The sequence below is a fragment of the Aeromonas sp. XH genome (assembly GCF_033348475.1).
Lineage (GTDB): Bacteria > Pseudomonadota > Gammaproteobacteria > Enterobacterales > Aeromonadaceae > Aeromonas > Aeromonas sanarellii.
The window spans coordinates 143,517-159,098 of the sequence record NZ_CP137630.1 but is presented as its reverse complement, the minus strand read 5'-3'; the positions used below and the strand labels follow the sequence as shown (position 1 = coordinate 159,098).

Sequence of the window (15,582 nt, the reverse complement as noted above, 5' to 3'; positions counted from 1 at the left end):
CATTCTCCTGACGGATGGGGGAATGCGGATCTTATCACGGGGCAGGTCAGGCCACTGCCTGCATCTGGGTGGTCATGGCGATCTCGGCGCGGCGACGCTTCTCCGCCCTCGCCATCAGGTACCAGCTACCGAAGGTGAACAGGGATACGGACAGCAGGATCAGGCTCGCGATGGCGTTGATCTCGGGCTTCACCCCGAGACGCACCGCCGAGAACACTTCCATCGGCAGGGTGGTCGACCCCGGACCGGAGACGAAGCTCGCCAGCACCAGGTCATCCAGCGACAGGGCGAATGACATCATGCCACCCGCCGCCAGGGACGGGGCTATCATGGGGATGGTGATCAGGAAGAACACCTTCCACGGCTTGGCCCCCAGGTCCATGGCCGCCTCCTCGATGGAGAGATCCAGCTCCCGCAGTCGCGCCGACACCACTATGGCCACGTAGGCGGTACAGAAGGTGGTGTGCGCTATCCAGATGGTCAGCATGCCCCGCTCGGCGGGCCAGCCCACCAGCTGGGCCATGGCCACGAACAACAGCAGCAGCGACAGACCGGTGATCACCTCGGGCATGACCAGGGGCGCCGTCACCATGCCGCCGAACAGGGTCCGGCCACGGAAGCGGGGGATCCGGGTCAGCACGAAGGCAGCGACCGTCCCCAGCGCCACCGCCGCGATGGCGGTGTAGAAGGCGATCTCCAGGGAGCGGAACACGGAGCCGATCAGCTGCTTGTTGTCGAGCAGGCCGAAGTACCACTTCATGGACCAGCCGCCCCACACCGTCACCAGCTTGGAGGCGTTGAAGGAGTAGATCACCATGATGATCATGGGCAGATAGATGAACAACAGCCCCAGCCACAGCATCAGCTTGGCAAAACCGAAACGTCTCATGCCTTGCCCTCCGGCTCTTTGGCCTGGCTACCGTTGAACAGGAATGACAGGGGGACTATCAGCAGCAGTTCCTTATTCATGCCTTGCCCTCCAATTCCTTGGCCTGGTTGCGGTTGAAGAGAATGATCGGAACGATCAGCACCGCCAGCATCACCACCGCCAAGGCGGAGGCCACCGGCCAGTCACGGTTGTTGAAGAACTCCTGCCACAGCACCTTGCCGATCATCAGGGTCTCCGGGCCGCCCAGCATCTCGGGGATGACGAACTCCCCCACCACGGGGATGAAGACCAGCATGCAGCCGGCGATGATGCCGTTCTTGGAGAGCGGCACCGTGATCTGCCAGAACCGGGTCAGGTTGCGGGCGCCGAGGTCGGAGGCCGCCTCCAGCAGGCTCTGGTCATGCTTGACCAGGTTCGCGTAGAGCGGCAGCACCATGAAGGGCAGGTAGGAGTAGACGATGCCGATGTAGACCGCCAGGTTGGTGTTGAGGATCTGCAGCGGCTCGCTGATGAGGCCCAGCTCCAGCAGCAGGCCGTTGAGCAGGCCGTTGTTGCTGAGGATGCCCATCCAGGCGTAGACCCGGATCAGGATGGCCGTCCAGGTCGGCATCATGATGAGCAGCAGCAGGACGGTCTGGGTCTCCTTGTTGGCCTTCGAAATGGCGTAGGCCATGGGATAGCCGATCAGCAGGCAGAGGATGGTGCTGACCAGGGCCATCTTGAGGGAGCCGAGATAGGCCGCGATGTAGAGCTCATCCTCCTCCAGCAGCAGGTAGTTGCCCATGTTGAGCAGTATGGTGAGCTGGTTGTCCGCCCAGCTCACCACGTCGGTGTAGGGCGGGATCGCCACGTCCGCTTCGGCGAAGCTGATCTTCACGACGATGATGAAGGGCAGCAGGAAGAAGAGGAAGAGCCAGAAGAAGGGGATGCCGATCACCAGCTGGCGCCCCCCCGCCTGTTGCAGTCGTCTCAATGCCTTCATGATTGCAGCACCACGCCGCTGTCATCTTCCCAGTACAGGAACACCTGGTCATCCCAGGTCGGCCGCTTGCCGTGGCGCTCGGCATTGGCGATGAAAGCCTGAACGATTTTGCCCGAGGGCAGCTGGATGTGATAGACGGAGTGGCCGCCCAGATAGGCGATGTCGTAGACCTCGCCCTTGGTCCAGTTGAAGTCCGGATGCTCGATCTCCTCCGGCTTGTGCAGGCTCATCAGCAGCTTTTCCGGACGCAGGGCATAGGTGACCTTCTTGTTCTCGGCGCGCGAGCTGATGCCGTGGCCCACGTAGATGGGCTGTTCCAGATCCGCACAGGCGATGGTGGCGTGGTCCTGCTCATCCTCCACCAGCAGGCCGTCGAACAGGTTGACGTTGCCGATGAACTCGCACACCAGCCGGCTGGCCGGGGTCTCGTAGATGTCCATGGGGCTGCCGATCTGCTCGATGCAGCCCAGGTGCATGATGGCGATCCGCTCGGCCATGGTCATGGCCTCTTCCTGGTCGTGGGTCACCATGACGCAGGTCACGCCGACCCGCTCGATGATCTCCACCAGCTCCAGCTGCATGGTGGAGCGCAGCTTCTTGTCGAGCGCCCCCATGGGTTCGTCCAGCAGCAGCAGTTTCGGACGCTTGGCCAGGGAACGGGCCAGGGCCACCCGCTGGCGCTGGCCGCCGGAGAGCTGGTGCGGCTTGCGGCGGGCGTACTGGGTCATCTGCACCAGCTTGAGCATCTCCTCCACCCGGGCGTCGATCTCCGCCTTGGGCAGGCCGTCCTGCTTGAGGCCGAACGCAATGTTCTGCGCCACCGTCATGTGGGGGAACAGGGCATAGGACTGGAACATCATGTTGATGGGGCGCTCGTAGGGCGGCATGTCGGTAATGTCGACACCGTCGAGGAACAGCCGTCCCTCGGTGGGGCGCTCGAACCCCGCCAGCATCCTCAGCAGGGTGGACTTGCCGGAGCCGGAGCCCCCCAGCAGGGCGAAGATCTCGCCCTTGTGGATGTTGAGAGACACGTTGTCGACCGCCAGCGTTTCGTCGAACTGCTTGCTTACCCTCTCTATTTTGACCAGCACTTCTTTACGCTGCTGGCTGCCCTCGAGGGCTTTCTTGTAGGCACTGGAGGCTATCGCCATTACCAAACTCCCAAAGGTGAGATCGGCCTGGGCCGATCCATCAATACAATCTGGCGCCCCGGGATGGGCGCCAAGGTTAGGTTCCGGACTTGATCTTGGTCCAACTCCGGGTGATCAGACGCTGCACCGAGCGGGGATGCGCTTCCTGCACATAGAGCCGCTCAAGCACCGCCTGGGGGGGATAGACCGACTCGTCCTCGCGGACGGCCTTGTCCATGTACTCGCCCGCCTTGATGTTCGGGTTCGCGTAGCCCACGTAGTCGCTCACCTTGGCGATCACCTGCGGCTCGAGAATGTAGTTGATCAGGGCGTGCGCCTCTTTCACGTTGGTGGCATCGGCCGGGATCGCCATCATGTCGAACCAGAGGTTGCCACCCTCCTTGGGGATGCTGTAGGCAATCTGGATCCCCTTGCCCGCCTCCTCGGCCCGGGCCGCCGCCTGCAGGATGTCGCCGGAGAAACCCGCCGCCACGCAGATGTCGCCGTTGGCGAGATCGCCGATGTACTTGGAGGAGTGGAAGTAGGTCACGTAGGGACGCACCTTCAGCAACTGCTCCTCGGCCCGCTTGAGATCCGCCGGCTCATGGCTGTTGGGGTTGAGCCCCAGGTAGTTCAGCGCGGCCGGGATCATCTCGTCCGCCGAGTCGAGGAAGGCCACCCCGCACTGGGAGAGCTTCTTCATGTTTTCAGGTTCGAAGATGACGGCCCAGGAGTCGATCTTGTCGACCCCGAGCACCGCCTTGACCTTCTCGACGTTGTAACCGATGCCGTTGGTGCCCCACAGATAGGGCACGGCGTACTGATGACCCGGATCCACCTTGTCGAGCTGCTTGAGCAGCACGGGATCCAGGTTGCTCAGGTTTGGCAGCAGGGCGGGATCCAGCTTCTGGAAGGCTCCCGCCTTGATCTGCTTGGCCAGGAAATTGTTGGAGGGCACGACCAGATCGTAACCGGTGCGTCCGGTCAGCAACTTGCCTTCCAGCGTCTCGTTGGAGTCGAAGACGTCGTAGACGGTCTTGATCCCGGTCTTCTGCTGGAAGTCGCTGAGGGTGGTCTCGCCGATATAATCGGACCAGTTGTAAAAATGAACCACAGGGGCTGCCTGGGTCAGATTTGCAAACCCCAGGGCCAGGGCCAGCGTTGCCATCTTGGTCATGTGCACTTGTCAGTCCTCATTGGTGTGATTTTGCCAGTCGCGCATCCTTACGCGCCGTCCAACCTGTCGGGTGGTCACTCCCCTCCCGGCCGAACTGCGGACCGGGAGGGGTACTGCTCGTCTTGCTTACTTGCCTGACTTGATCTTGGTCCAGCTGCGGGTCATCAGACGCTGCACCTTGGCCGGCAAGGCCGGGAAGGTATAGATCTTCTGCAGGGTCGCCGCATCGGGGTAGACGCCCGGATCCGAGCTGATGGCCTTGTCCACCAGCTGGGTGGACGCGCTGTTGCCATTGGGCGCATGGATCTGGTTGGTGATGTTGGCGATCACCTCGGGCTTCATCAGGTAGTTCAGGAACACGTGGGCCTCTTCCACGTTCTTCGCATCGGCCGGAATGGCCAGCATGTCGAAGAAGCTGCCAGCCCCCTCCTTCGGAATCACGTAGGTCAGATCGACCCCGTTCTTGGCCTCGATCGCCCGGGCCTTGGACTGTTGCAGGTCCATGGAGTAGCCGACCGCCACGCAGATGTTGCCGTTGGCCAGATCCGAGATGTACTTGGAGGAGTGGAAGTAGGCGGTGTAGGGACGGATGGAGAGGAACAGCTCCTCAGCCTTCTTCAGCTCGTCCGGCTTCTGGCTGTCCGGCTTGAAGCCCAGATACAGCAGGGCGGCCGGCAGCATTTCGGTCGGCGAGTCGAGGAAGGAGACACCGCACTCCTTCAGCTTGGCCATGTTCTCCGGCTTGAACACCAGATCCCAGGAGTCGACCGGCGCGTCCTTGCCCAGCACGGCCTTCACCTTGTCGATGTTGTAGGCGTAGCCGATGGTGCCCCACAGATAGGGCGCCGAGTACTGGTTGCCCGGATCGCTCGGCTCGAGCGCCTTGAGCAAGGCGGTATCCAGGTTCTGCCAGTTGGAGAGTTTGGACTTGTCCAGCTTCTGGAAGACGCCCGCCTGGATCTGCTTGGCCAGGAAGGAGTTGGACGGCACGACGATGTCATAGCCCGAGCTGCCCGCCAGCAACTTGGCTTCCAGCACCTCGTTGCTGTCGAACACGTCGTACACCACCTTGATGCCCGTCTCCTTCTGGAAATCTTCCAGCGTGTTTGGCGCGATATAGTCGCTCCAGTTGTAGACGTGCAGCACCTTCTCGTCGGCCATCGCCCCGGAACTCATCATGGCCAGCGCCACGGAAGCAGCCATCATTCCCTTTTTAAAAGACATAGTCCTTGTCTCCTAAGCAAATTGTATGCGTAAGCCAACCCAGCCTGGCACGGCCTATTCCCGCAGCTTTTCCGCCGTCAGGTCCAGACTGAGCCTGGCCAGTTTGACCAATTCATCCACCTGTTCCTCGGTGATCACCAAGGGGGGCGATATGATCATGGTATCGCCGACCGCCCTCATCACCAAGCCATTGTTAAAGCAGAACTCCCGACAAGTCATCCCGGCATGGCGTTCGGCCGGGAAACGACGTTTCGTCTGCTTGTCCTGGACTATTTCCAGCGCGGCGACCAGGCCCTTGCCCCGGGTTTCTCCCACCAGAGGGTGATCGGCAAGCTCGCTCCAGCGGCGCTGCAAATAGGGGCCGATACTATCATGAACGCGCTTAACTATGCTCTCCCTTTGCATAAGCTGGATGTTGGCGATGGCCACGGCGCAGGCCACCGGATGACCGGAGTAGGTGAAGCCGTGGTTGAACTCGCCTCCCTCCTCCACCAGCACCCTGGCGACCCTGTCCCCCACCATCACGGCCCCCATCGGCAGATAGCCGGAGGTGATGCCCTTGGCCAGGCACATGAGATCCGGCTTGATGCCGAAACCTTCGCTGGCAAACCAGTGGCCGGTGCGACCGAAGCCGCAGATCACCTCGTCGGCGATGAGCAGGATGCCGTACTTGTCGCAGATGCGCTGGATCTCGGGCCAGTAGCTGTCGGGCGGGATGATGACGCCGCCGGCGCCCTGGATGGGCTCGCCGATGAAGGCCGCCACCTTGTCCACCCCCAGCGCCAGGATCTTCTCCTCCAGCTGGCGGGCACGGGCCAGCCCGAACTCGTGGGCGCTCATCCCCTGCCCCTCGCCGAAGTGATAGGGCTGGTCGATGTGCACTATGCCGGGGATGGGCAACCCGCCCTGGGCGTGCATACCCTTCATGCCACCCAGGCTGGCACCCGCCACCGTAGATCCGTGGTAGGCGTTGTGTCGGCTGATGATCACCTGCTTGTCCGGCTGCCCCTTGCTGGCCCAGTAGTGGCGCACCATGCGCAGCACGGTGTCGTTGCACTCGGAGCCCGAGCCGGTGAAGAAGACGTGGTTGAGGTGCGGGGGCGTGATCTCGGCCAGCAGGGTCGCCAGTTCGGCGGCGGGGGGGTGGCTGGTCTGGAAGAAGAGGTTGTAGTAGGGCAGTTGCTGCATCTGCCGGGTGGCGGCGTCCACCAGCTCCTGACGGCCATAGCCCAGGTTGACGCACCACAGGCCCGCCATCCCGTCCAGGATTCGCTTGCCTTCGGAGTCTTCCAGATAGACCCCCTCGGCCTTGGTGATAATGCGACTGCCCTTCTTGTTCAGGGCCTGAAAGTCGGTAAAGGGGTGCAGGTGGTGGCTGGCTTCCAGTTGCTGCCACTCACGGGTGGTGTGCTGCATTGCTTGCTCCTCGGTTCCTTCGATTCGGCGGTCATTGCCGCCCATTGATGAGGTTGCGGGCCCCCGGTCACTGCCAGTCGCGGGTATGCTGCCTCGCCTGCTCCTCGATGCCTTTCCATGTGGCGATCGTCGCCGCCCGTCCATTGAAGGCGCTCGGCACGGTCACGCGGCTTCGCGCACGCCGTCGCGAGGCCGGCACCGTCTGCCGGCACTCACGAGTCCAGTGCCCTCTTGCTTGCGATCTGACGGGAGAGGCCGACGCCTCTCCCCAAAACGGGTCACACGTTCAACAGCAGGAACTCGCGCTCCCAGCGGCTGATCACGCCGAAGTAGGTCTCGTACTCCTTGCGCTTGACCGCGACGAAGGCTCGGATGAAGCGCTCGCCCAGCATGTCCTTGATGGGCTCGCACTGCTCCAGATGGCTCAGTGCCTCCTCCAGGGAACGGGGCAGGCTGTAGGGCAGGTCGTAGGCGCTCGCCTTCATCTCCTGCATGGGCTCCAGCTTCTCCAGCATGCCGAGATAGCCGCAGGCCAGGGTGGCGGCCAGGGCCAGATAGGGGTTGGCATCGGCGCCGGCGAAGCGGTTCTCCACCCGGCGCGCGCTGGGCTCGGAGAAGGGCACTCGCAACCCGCAGGTGCGGTTCTCCACCCCCCACTGCACGTTGCGTGGCGCGCTCTCGCCGAAGGTGAGGCGGCGGTAGGAGTTGACGTTCGGCGCCAGCAGGGCGGTCACCGCCGGGGTGTACTTCTGCAGGCCGGCGATGAAGTGCATGAAGAGGGCGGAGTTGCCCCCCTCGCTGGTGCCGAACAGGTTGTTGCCGTCCATGTCCTCCAGGCTCTGGTGGATATGCATGGCGGAGCCCGGCTCGTTGCTCATGGGCTTGGCCATGAAGGTGGCATAGATGCCGTGGCGATGGGCCGCCTCGCGCATGGTGCGCTTGAACAGGAACACCTGGTCGGCGAGATCGATGGCATCGCCGTGCAGGAAGTTGATCTCCATCTGGGCGGCGCCGGACTCGTGGATCAGGGTGTCCACCTCCAGCTCCTGGGCCTCGCAGTAGTCGTACATGTCTTCGAAGATGGGGTCGAACTCGTTCACCGCATCGATGCTGAACGACTGGCGGGCGGTCTCCGGGCGGCCGTTGCGACCCACCGGCGGCACCAGCGGGTAGTCGGGGTCTTCGTTGCGGGTCACCAGGTAGAACTCCAGCTCCGGCGCCACCACCGGCTTCCAGCCCTGCTTCTCGTAGAATGACAGAACCCGGCGCAGCACGGAGCGCGGCGCGATGTCGATCAGCTTGCCGTTGACGTCGAAACAGTCGTGGATCACCTGGGCGGTGGGCTCCAGCGCCCAGGGGACGAAACGAATGGTGTTGGGATCGGGATAGAGCTGCATGTCCCGCTCCAGCGGGTCTATCATGCTGTCGTCATCCGGGTATTCGCCGGTCACCGTCTGGGTGAAGATGACCTCGGGCAGCCGCATGCCCCCCTCGCGCAGAAATTTGTTGGCTGGAATGATCTTGCCTCGGGCATTGCCGGTGAAATCCGGGAACAGGCACTCCACTTCCGTGATGCGATTGCTCTCCATCCAGCCCTTGATACTGTCCATGTTAAACCCCGACTCTACGGTTGTCATAGGCAAGGGTGTCTAATATAAGGAACACCCTTGTTAAGAAAATGTAATCGACCACACCATAAAAGCCCGCCATAAAGCCCTTTGTCAAGCGGTGGTGTTTAAAAAACTATAAACAACGGCCTGTAAAATGACCAGGACGGCACCAAATACTAAACACTCTGTGCCACGATCAGCCCACTGCAAGCCGGATGCCAACAGCGGGCAGCCGCCGCGCGATACTCAGTCAGCCCCTGTCGGAGAAGGCTCATTTCTTTGCAAGGGCGCACACTCCTTATCCAATTTTCTTTGCATGCCTGCATTTTTTTGGTACAAGGCCCGCCCTGATTTGCACTCTCCTGCCTGGATTTGGTGCAAATCGGGATACAAGGGCTTGGTCTGAAGACAGACAGCCCCCATAAATGGGAAAAATTGGGAAACTGACTGGTAGCAAACCATATGTGTGATTTCATGACTGAAGACCAACTGGCCTTTTACAAGGGCCAGATCGAGCGGCAGATCCTCGAGCTCGAAGAACGTCTCAACTCCCAGGCCAGCCAGGCTATCGCCACCGATACCAACGAAATGGCGGACGAGATCGATCGCGCCAGTGTCGAGGAGGCCCGCCGTCTGGAGCTGAACCGCATCGAGCACGACAAGCTGCATCTGCGCAAGCTGAAGGGGGCGCTCAAGCGTATCAATGAAGGGGATTTCGGCTACTGCGAATCCTGCGGCGACGAGATCTCCCTCAAGCGGCTGCAGGCGCGGCCCGAATCCCGCTTCTGCGTCGAGTGTCAGAGCACCAAGGAATTCAACGATACCCACGTGTTCCGCCGCGTCGCCTGATGCTCCGACAGGCCCCCCGTCCCGCCTGGGCCAGCCCCGCAGGCCGGGGGCCGTGTCGCCAGCGGCGAGCCTGACCCCCACCCACGGCGTCACGCAAGAGCGTGACAACTTCTGTTAGACTCCGGGCAGGCCCCGGACTCTACAGGAGATCAAAGCGTGAAATGGCTCATCAGGCTGTGCCTGTGCCTGCCGCTGCTGGCACAGGCACAGACCCTCACCGTCAAGGTCCCCAGCCGACCGATCAACGACCTCGACAACGAGTACCAGCTCAAGCTGCTGGATCTGGCCCTCACCCGTGCCGGTCAGCCCTACAAGCTGGAGCGGGTCGACCTCAACCTCAATCAGTACAGCCTCCAGCAGGCGCTCGCCAGGGGCAAGACCATCAATGTGTTCTGGATGGGAACCTCCAGCGCCCTCGAATCCTCCCTGATCGCCGTCCCCATTCCGCTGTTTCGCGGGCTGGAAGGGCTGCGCCTCTCCTTCATCCACGCCGACGCCCAGGAGAAGTTCAACCAGGTCAACACCCTGGCGGATCTCAAGAAGCTGAAGGCGGCGCAGGGGGTGGGCTGGGCCGACAACAAGATCCTGGAGCAGGCGGGCATTCCCACCTATGCGGGGCGCTACAGCAACCTGTTCCGCCTGATGAATGACGGCGACAAGCTGGACTTCTTCCCCCGCGGCCTGGTGGAGATCTTCGCCGAGCGCAGCGAGCTGGTGGCGCAATATCCCAACCTGGTCATCGATCAGCACCTGCTGATCCGCTACCCCTTCGCCGAGTTCTTCTTCGTCAGCCCGGAGTCGCCCAAGCTGGCCAAGGCGATCCAGACCGGGCTGGAGCGGGCCTACGCCGACGGCAGCTTCATGAAGTTCTTCCACGAGAATCCCAAGATCCGCGAGGCCCTGGCCAGCGCCAACCTGGAGCAGAGGGTCACCATCTCCCTGCCCAACCCGGACATGACCCCCTTGCTCAGGAGCATACCGGCCCAATATTGGGAATACCCCCCGCAGGGATGAAGATTCGGCCACCTCGACCGGGGTGGCACAAGCCGCGCGCCAGGGAGGTGCCATGAAACGACTCGACGAATGGTTCAGCGACTACGGCCAGAGCCACCGCCACCCCGTCAATGTGGCCATCCACAAGGTGGCGGTGCCCGGCATCTACCTCTGCGCCCTGGCCCTGCTCTGGTGCCTGCCGGCCGGGCCCTTGCCGCCCTCCCTGAACTGGGCGGCGCTGGTTGCCATGCCGGTGCTGGCCTTCTATCTGCATCTGTCGTTTTCGCTGTTTGTGGGGATGGCGGCGCTGACCGCCCTGGGGCTGGCGTTCTGTTACACCTGGCAAGGCCCGCTGCTGTGGCCCGCCCTGGCCGGTTTCGTGCTGCTCTGGCTGGCCCAGTTCGTCGGTCACCGGATCGAGGGGAAACGCCCCTCCTTCCTCACCGACCTGCAATTTCTGCTGGTAGGCCCCGCCTGGGTGCTGGCCAGCCTCTATCGTCGCTTGGGCATCCCCTACTGAGGGAGCCTGAAGGAGAAACCATGACACACCCTTCCCCCCTCGCCCGTACCCTGCCCCTGATGCTGGCGCTGCTGGCCGGCCCGGCGCTGGCCGACAAGGCGGACCCCGTCGGCGAGGTGAGCACCGCCTTCAAGCTGGTCGGCCCCAACCACAAGATCCTGGTGGAGGCGTTCGACGACCCCAAGATCGCCGGCGTCGCCTGCTATCTGGCGCGTCCCAAGACAGGGGGCGTCAAGGGTGGCCTGGGGCTGGCGGAGGATCCCTCCCACGCCTCCCTGTCGTGCCACCAGATCGGCCCCATCACCCTGCCCGCCAGGCTGAAGGCGGGGGAGGAGGTGTTCGACGTCAGCACCTCCCTGGTGTTCAAGGAACAGAAGGTGGTGCGTTTTTACGACGAGAAGCGCAAGGCCCTGGTCTATCTGACCTACAGCACCAAGCTGGTGGATGGTTCTTACAAGAGTGCGGTGAGCGCCGTGCCCATCATGCCCTGGGGCTGAATCCCCGCCATTTATCCCGTGATGACGGCCCATATTTGTTGTAATTTAACCACATCATTATCTGCGGAGAGCGCACCATGAGAGTCGCCGTTTTCAGTACCAAGAGCTACGACAAGGAACACTTCCACCAGGCCAACAGCCAGTACGGTTTCGAGCTGGAGTTCTTCGACGTGCGGCTGGAGGCCAAGACCGCCCGCCTCGCCCACGGCTTCCCCGTGGTCTGCCTGTTCGTCAACGATGACGCCGACCGCGAGGTGCTGACCGAGCTGGCACAATACGGCACCCAGGTCATCGCCCTGCGCTGCGCCGGTTACAACAACGTGGATCTGGTGGCCGCCAAGGAGCTGGGACTCAAGGTGGTGCGGGTGCCCGCCTACTCCCCCGAGGCGGTCGCCGAACATGCGGTGGGCCTGATGATGACCCTCAACCGCCGCATCCATAAGGCGTATCAGCGCACCCGCGACGCCAACTTCTCCCTGGAGGGGCTGGTGGGCTTCAACATGCACGGCCGCACCGCCGGCATCATAGGCACCGGCAAGATCGGCATCGCCACCCTGCGCATCCTCAAGGGCTTCGGCATGCGCCTGCTGGTGAGCGATCCCTACCCGAACCAGGCGGCCATCGATCTCGGCGCCGAGTACGTGGACATAGACACCCTGCTGCGCCAGTCCGACGTCATCAGCCTGCACTGCCCCCTGTTCAAGGAGAACTATCACCTGCTGAACAAGGAGGCCTTCGCCAAGATGAAGGACGGGGTGATGATCATCAACACCAGCCGGGGCGGCCTGCTCGACGCCAACGCCGCCATCGAGGCCCTCAAGACCGCCCGCATCGGCGCCCTGGGGCTGGACGTCTACGAGGAGGAGGAGGATCTCTTCTTCGAGGACAAGTCCAACGAGGTGATCACCGACGACGTGTTCCGCCGCCTCTCCGCCTGCCACAACGTGCTGTTCACCGGTCACCAGGCCTTCCTGACCCGGGAGGCGCTGCACGCCATCGCCGACACCACCCTCAGCAACATCCAGGCCATCGACAGCCAGGGTCGCTGCGACAACGAGGTGGAATAAGCCCTCCTCGCCTTTCGCTCACCATTCAGACTCGCCGGGTTGTGAGACCCGGCGCCTTCGGGTAGGCTACCAGCCCTTTTTTGTGCAGGAGTCTGGCCGCCCATGTTTATCGGATTTGATTACGGTACCTCCAACTGTGCCGTCGCCGTGATGGAACAGGGCAGCCCCAGGCTGCTGACCCTCTCCGGTTCCCATTACCTCCCCTCCACCCTGCACGCCCCGCACCGGGATGCCATCGCCGGCCTGCTGGCCGAAGGGCTGGCTCCCGCCCAGCAGGCGGAGTACCTCAAGCTGCGCGGCCCCGTGGTGACCCGGGCCCAGGCGGTGCGCCGCCAGATGCGCGAAGAGGGACTGAGCGACGAGCTCAGCTTCGGCGGCGCGGCGCTGGAGCGCTATCTGGAAGAGCCGGACGAGGGCTACTACATCAAGTCGCCGAAATCCTTCCTCGGCGCCTATGGCCTCAAGGCCCCCCAGATTGCCCTGTTCGAGGACATCGTCTGCGCCATGATGCTGCACGTGCGCCAGCAGGCGGAGCAACAGACGGGCGCCCCCGTCCGCCAGGCGGTGATCGGCCGGCCGGTCAACTTCCAGGGGCTGGCGGGGGAGGAGAGCAACCGCCAGGCCATCGCCATCCTGAGCGAGGCGGCCCGCCTCGCCGGGTTCGAGCGGGTGGAATTCCTCTACGAGCCGGTGGCCGCCGGCTTCGAGTTCGAGGCGCGCCTCAGCGAGGATGCGGTGGTGCTGGTGGTGGACATCGGCGGCGGGACCACGGACTGCTCCGTGCTGCGCATGGGTCCGAGCCATCGCGAGCGGCTGGATCGCAGCGGCGATCTGCTCGGCCACAGCGGCCAGCGCATCGGCGGCAACGACTTCGACATCCGCCTGACGGTGGAGGGCATGATGCCGCTGCTCGGCATGCACGAGACCCTCAAGACCGGCAAACCGCTGCCCCACCCCCTGTTCTGGGACGCGGCAGCCATCAACGACGTCAGCGCCCAGAGCCGCTTCTACAGCCTGGAGACGGGCCGCCAGCTGCAGGATCTCCAGCTCGACAGCCAGCCCGGCAGCAAGCTGCCCCGTCTCGCCAGCCTGCGGGCCCACAAGCTGAGCCACCAGCTGGTGTGGCGCGCCGAGCAGGGCAAGATCGCCCTCTCCGAACACGAGCGCAATCACCAGACCCTGAACGAGCTGGAGAAGGGGCTGGAGGCCGAGCTGGGGCGCGACCAGCTGGCATCCGCCTCCGCACCGCTGCTGGAGAAGATAGGCGAGCTGATGGAGGAGGCGATCCAGGCCGCCGGGGTGCAGCCTGACCGGATCTTCATCACAGGCGGCAGCGCCCGTTCGCCCCTCATCAAGGCCTTCATCCAGCAGAAACTGCCCAGGGTACCGCTGGAAGGGGGAGACGACTTCGGCTCGGTCGCCTCCGGCCTCGCCCGCTACGCCGAGCGGCTGTTTGCCCGCTGATGGGCAGGCTCGCCAAGGCGCAGGGATAGCAGGGGGCCACATCGTGGCCCCTTTTGTGCGTGACGAGGCTCGCCCGGGGCAAGTGTTGCCATTTACCGACACCCCCTCTTCCCCCGGGGCGACAGAAGCGGTCGGGCACCTCCCCCCTCGCCCTGCCTCGCAGGCCCCGGGACGGGTATGCTTGTCCTACCCATCACCGGAGCCCCTTCAATGCCCAGATACCTGCTACTGCTGCTCGCCCTGCTTCTGCTCAGTGCCTGCAGCAGTACTCCCCGCTTCGCCTCGCACGATCTGCAGCACCACCACTGGGTGCTCGACCGGCTGGATGGCCAGGCCGTCACCGACAGCCGCGTCAATCCCCCCGATCTCGAGATCGGGGAGCACTTCACCGTCAACGGCATCGCCGGCTGCAACCGCTACTTCGGCCAGGGTCACCTCAAGGGGAACCGGCTCTGGGTCACCAGCCTCGGCAGCACCGCCATGGCCTGCCCCTCCGGGCTCGACCAGGTCGAACAGGCCGTGCTCGCCACCCTGACGGAGGGGGCCACATTGAGCGGTTCCACCCAGACCCTGATCCTGCAGGGAAAACGGCACCGTTTGGAATACAGACTGCAAGACTGGGTGTACTGAGGCCGACGAAACCAGATCCGGTACAGGAACAACTGGCCAGGCTGTGGCACAATATGAGGCACTGTTAGCAATGGAGGCTGCCTCAGCCATGTCGATGGATCGCCTGTTTGGCAAGATCAAGCAACTGCCCACTATCCCCAAGCTGCTGCACGAGCTGATGCAGAGTTTCAACGACGAGAATGCCCGCATCGACGAGATCGCGGCCAAGATCGCCATGGACCAGGTGATCAGCGTCAAGGTGCTGCGGATGGCCAACTCCGCCGCCCTGCGCCGGGGCAACGAGGTGACCTCCATCGAGCAGGCGGTGATCCGGCTCGGCTTCAACCGGTTGCGCTCCGTGGTGGTCGCCTCCGGCATCATCAGCAGCTTCAAGGCCCCCCCCGGTTTCGACAAGCACCACTTCTGGACCCAGACCTTCCAGGTCGCCACCATAGCCCGCACCCTGGCCCAGCAGACCAGGGCGGTGGATCCGGAGACCGCCTTCACCTGCGCCCTCATTCACAACATCGGCGAGCTGCTGATCCAGAGCACCCTGCCGGAGGAGGCCGGGCTCATCAACCTGGCCATCGAGAAGGGGAGCAGCCGGGTCGAGGCCCAGCGGGAGATGCTGGGTTACGACTATGCCCAGCTCGGCGCCGAGCTGGCGCGGCGCTGGAACCTGTCGACCGCCTTCGTCGACGCCATCGCCCAGCAGCTGGACCCCCTCTCCCACGAACCGGTCAGCAAGGAGGCCGTGCTGATCCGGCTCGCCGTCTTCGTCTCCTTCGCCTGGCATGCGGGGGTACCGGCCCAGGCCATCATCGCCCGCTTCCCCAGGCCCCTGGCCGACCAGCTGGGGCTGGATCCCGCCAGCCTGGCGGATCAGCTCGAACAGCTGCACGAACAGGGCAATGCCCTGGCCGATTTGCTGACCCAGTAGATGTACAACGGCCGATCAGCAGGAGCCGGATCCCCGTCTCATTCTGGTGGATCAGCTCGAACAGCTCCACGAGCAGGGCAATGCCCTGGCCGAGCTGCTGACGCAATAGACTCACGGCTGGCCGACCCGCGGAGCCGGGGCAACCGCCTCATTCTGGTCGGTCGTCACATACTCAACCCCATGGGCAGGCTAGGATAGCCCTCGTGCATCCCCTG

15 protein-coding genes are annotated in these 15,582 nt (G+C 63.5%); 8 read left to right on the top strand and 7 right to left on the bottom strand.

Features of this window, described 5'->3' with window-relative positions:
* Positions 1 to 46: 46 nt before the first annotated feature.
* The 7 genes from R2B70_RS00720 to R2B70_RS00690 all read right to left on the bottom strand — a co-directional run bounded on the left by R2B70_RS00720 (position 47) and on the right by R2B70_RS00690 (position 8,428).
* Positions 47 to 889: an ABC transporter permease subunit gene (locus R2B70_RS00720; protein ID WP_042077122.1), complete on the bottom strand. Its 843-nt coding sequence runs from the start codon at positions 887 to 889 to the stop codon at positions 47 to 49.
* 76 nt (positions 890 to 965) lie between these two features.
* The gene (locus R2B70_RS00715) at positions 966 to 1,871 is read right to left on the bottom strand and encodes an ABC transporter permease subunit (protein WP_042077120.1); all 906 of its coding nucleotides are present in this window, start codon (positions 1,869 to 1,871) and stop codon (positions 966 to 968) included.
* Positions 1,868 to 3,022: a polyamine ABC transporter ATP-binding protein gene (potA, locus tag R2B70_RS00710; protein ID WP_318162392.1), complete on the bottom strand. Its 1,155-nt coding sequence runs from the start codon at positions 3,020 to 3,022 to the stop codon at positions 1,868 to 1,870. The genes R2B70_RS00715 and potA overlap by 4 nt, the downstream gene beginning before the upstream one ends.
* Before the next feature lie 76 nt (positions 3,023 to 3,098).
* A complete protein-coding gene (locus R2B70_RS00705) occupies positions 3,099 to 4,178 on the bottom strand; it encodes a polyamine ABC transporter substrate-binding protein (RefSeq protein WP_412055155.1) in 1,080 nt (359 codons plus the stop codon).
* Positions 4,179 to 4,304: 126 nt separating this feature from the next.
* Positions 4,305 to 5,402 carry a polyamine ABC transporter substrate-binding protein gene (locus tag R2B70_RS00700; RefSeq protein WP_201996861.1) on the bottom strand — a complete coding sequence of 366 codons (1,098 nt, stop codon included), beginning with the start codon at positions 5,400 to 5,402 and terminating at the stop codon, positions 4,305 to 4,307.
* Between the two features lie 54 nt (positions 5,403 to 5,456).
* Positions 5,457 to 6,818, bottom strand: coding sequence for an aspartate aminotransferase family protein (locus R2B70_RS00695; protein ID WP_219143107.1), 1,362 nt, complete (start codon positions 6,816 to 6,818; stop codon positions 5,457 to 5,459).
* A gap of 278 nt (positions 6,819 to 7,096) precedes the next feature.
* Positions 7,097 to 8,428 (bottom strand): glutamine synthetase family protein, encoded by a 1,332-nt coding sequence (locus R2B70_RS00690; protein WP_042077110.1) that lies wholly within the window; start codon positions 8,426 to 8,428, stop codon positions 7,097 to 7,099.
* A 462-nt stretch (positions 8,429 to 8,890) separates the two neighbouring features.
* Here R2B70_RS00690 and R2B70_RS00685 point away from each other — a divergent pair, with 462 nt between their 5' ends.
* The 8 genes from R2B70_RS00685 (at position 8,891) to R2B70_RS00650 (ending at position 15,367) form a co-directional block, all read left to right on the top strand.
* A complete protein-coding gene (locus R2B70_RS00685; protein ID WP_042077108.1) occupies positions 8,891 to 9,277 on the top strand; it encodes a TraR/DksA family transcriptional regulator in 387 nt (128 codons plus the stop codon).
* Between the two features lie 156 nt (positions 9,278 to 9,433).
* Entirely contained in the window at positions 9,434 to 10,291 is an 858-nt protein-coding gene (locus R2B70_RS00680) for a hypothetical protein (RefSeq protein WP_042077107.1), read from the top strand.
* A gap of 52 nt (positions 10,292 to 10,343) precedes the next feature.
* Positions 10,344 to 10,790, top strand: a complete 447-nt coding sequence (locus R2B70_RS00675; RefSeq protein ID WP_318162390.1) for a DUF962 domain-containing protein — start codon at positions 10,344 to 10,346, stop codon at positions 10,788 to 10,790.
* Between the two features lie 20 nt (positions 10,791 to 10,810).
* Positions 10,811 to 11,287: a CreA family protein gene (locus tag R2B70_RS00670; RefSeq protein WP_318162389.1), complete on the top strand. Its 477-nt coding sequence runs from the start codon at positions 10,811 to 10,813 to the stop codon at positions 11,285 to 11,287.
* A 77-nt stretch (positions 11,288 to 11,364) separates the two neighbouring features.
* Positions 11,365 to 12,354: a 2-hydroxyacid dehydrogenase gene (locus R2B70_RS00665; protein ID WP_219143109.1), complete on the top strand. Its 990-nt coding sequence runs from the start codon at positions 11,365 to 11,367 to the stop codon at positions 12,352 to 12,354.
* A gap of 102 nt (positions 12,355 to 12,456) precedes the next feature.
* Entirely contained in the window at positions 12,457 to 13,818 is a 1,362-nt protein-coding gene (yegD, locus tag R2B70_RS00660; RefSeq protein ID WP_318162388.1) for a molecular chaperone, read from the top strand.
* A gap of 210 nt (positions 13,819 to 14,028) precedes the next feature.
* Positions 14,029 to 14,448: an META domain-containing protein gene (locus tag R2B70_RS00655; protein WP_318162387.1), complete on the top strand. Its 420-nt coding sequence runs from the start codon at positions 14,029 to 14,031 to the stop codon at positions 14,446 to 14,448.
* Positions 14,449 to 14,518: 70 nt separating this feature from the next.
* Positions 14,519 to 15,367 carry an HDOD domain-containing protein gene (locus R2B70_RS00650; protein ID WP_209794387.1) on the top strand — a complete coding sequence of 283 codons (849 nt, stop codon included), beginning with the start codon at positions 14,519 to 14,521 and terminating at the stop codon, positions 15,365 to 15,367.
* Positions 15,368 to 15,582 lie beyond the last annotated feature (215 nt).

Excerpts from the sequence above, each read along its gene's own strand:
- R2B70_RS00705 (WP_412055155.1), bottom strand. The coding sequence starts at position 4,178 with ATGACCAAGATGGCAACGCTGGCCCTGGCCCTGGGGTTTGCAAATCTG.
- R2B70_RS00665 (WP_219143109.1), top strand. The coding sequence starts at position 11,365 with ATGAGAGTCGCCGTTTTCAGTACCAAGAGCTACGACAAGGAACACTTC.
- R2B70_RS00670 (WP_318162389.1), top strand. The coding sequence starts at position 10,811 with ATGACACACCCTTCCCCCCTCGCCCGTACCCTGCCCCTGATGCTGGCG.
- R2B70_RS00675 (WP_318162390.1), top strand. The coding sequence starts at position 10,344 with ATGAAACGACTCGACGAATGGTTCAGCGACTACGGCCAGAGCCACCGC.
- R2B70_RS00715 (WP_042077120.1), bottom strand. The coding sequence starts at position 1,871 with ATGAAGGCATTGAGACGACTGCAACAGGCGGGGGGGCGCCAGCTGGTG.
- R2B70_RS00685 (WP_042077108.1), top strand. The coding sequence starts at position 8,891 with ATGTGTGATTTCATGACTGAAGACCAACTGGCCTTTTACAAGGGCCAG.
- R2B70_RS00700 (WP_201996861.1), bottom strand. The coding sequence starts at position 5,402 with ATGTCTTTTAAAAAGGGAATGATGGCTGCTTCCGTGGCGCTGGCCATG.
- potA (WP_318162392.1), bottom strand. The coding sequence starts at position 3,022 with ATGGCGATAGCCTCCAGTGCCTACAAGAAAGCCCTCGAGGGCAGCCAG.
- R2B70_RS00655 (WP_318162387.1), top strand. The coding sequence starts at position 14,029 with ATGCCCAGATACCTGCTACTGCTGCTCGCCCTGCTTCTGCTCAGTGCC.
- R2B70_RS00650 (WP_209794387.1), top strand. The coding sequence starts at position 14,519 with ATGGAGGCTGCCTCAGCCATGTCGATGGATCGCCTGTTTGGCAAGATC.
- R2B70_RS00690 (WP_042077110.1), bottom strand. The coding sequence starts at position 8,428 with ATGGACAGTATCAAGGGCTGGATGGAGAGCAATCGCATCACGGAAGTG.
- R2B70_RS00695 (WP_219143107.1), bottom strand. The coding sequence starts at position 6,818 with ATGCAGCACACCACCCGTGAGTGGCAGCAACTGGAAGCCAGCCACCAC.
- yegD (WP_318162388.1), top strand. The coding sequence starts at position 12,457 with ATGTTTATCGGATTTGATTACGGTACCTCCAACTGTGCCGTCGCCGTG.
- R2B70_RS00720 (WP_042077122.1), bottom strand. The coding sequence starts at position 889 with ATGAGACGTTTCGGTTTTGCCAAGCTGATGCTGTGGCTGGGGCTGTTG.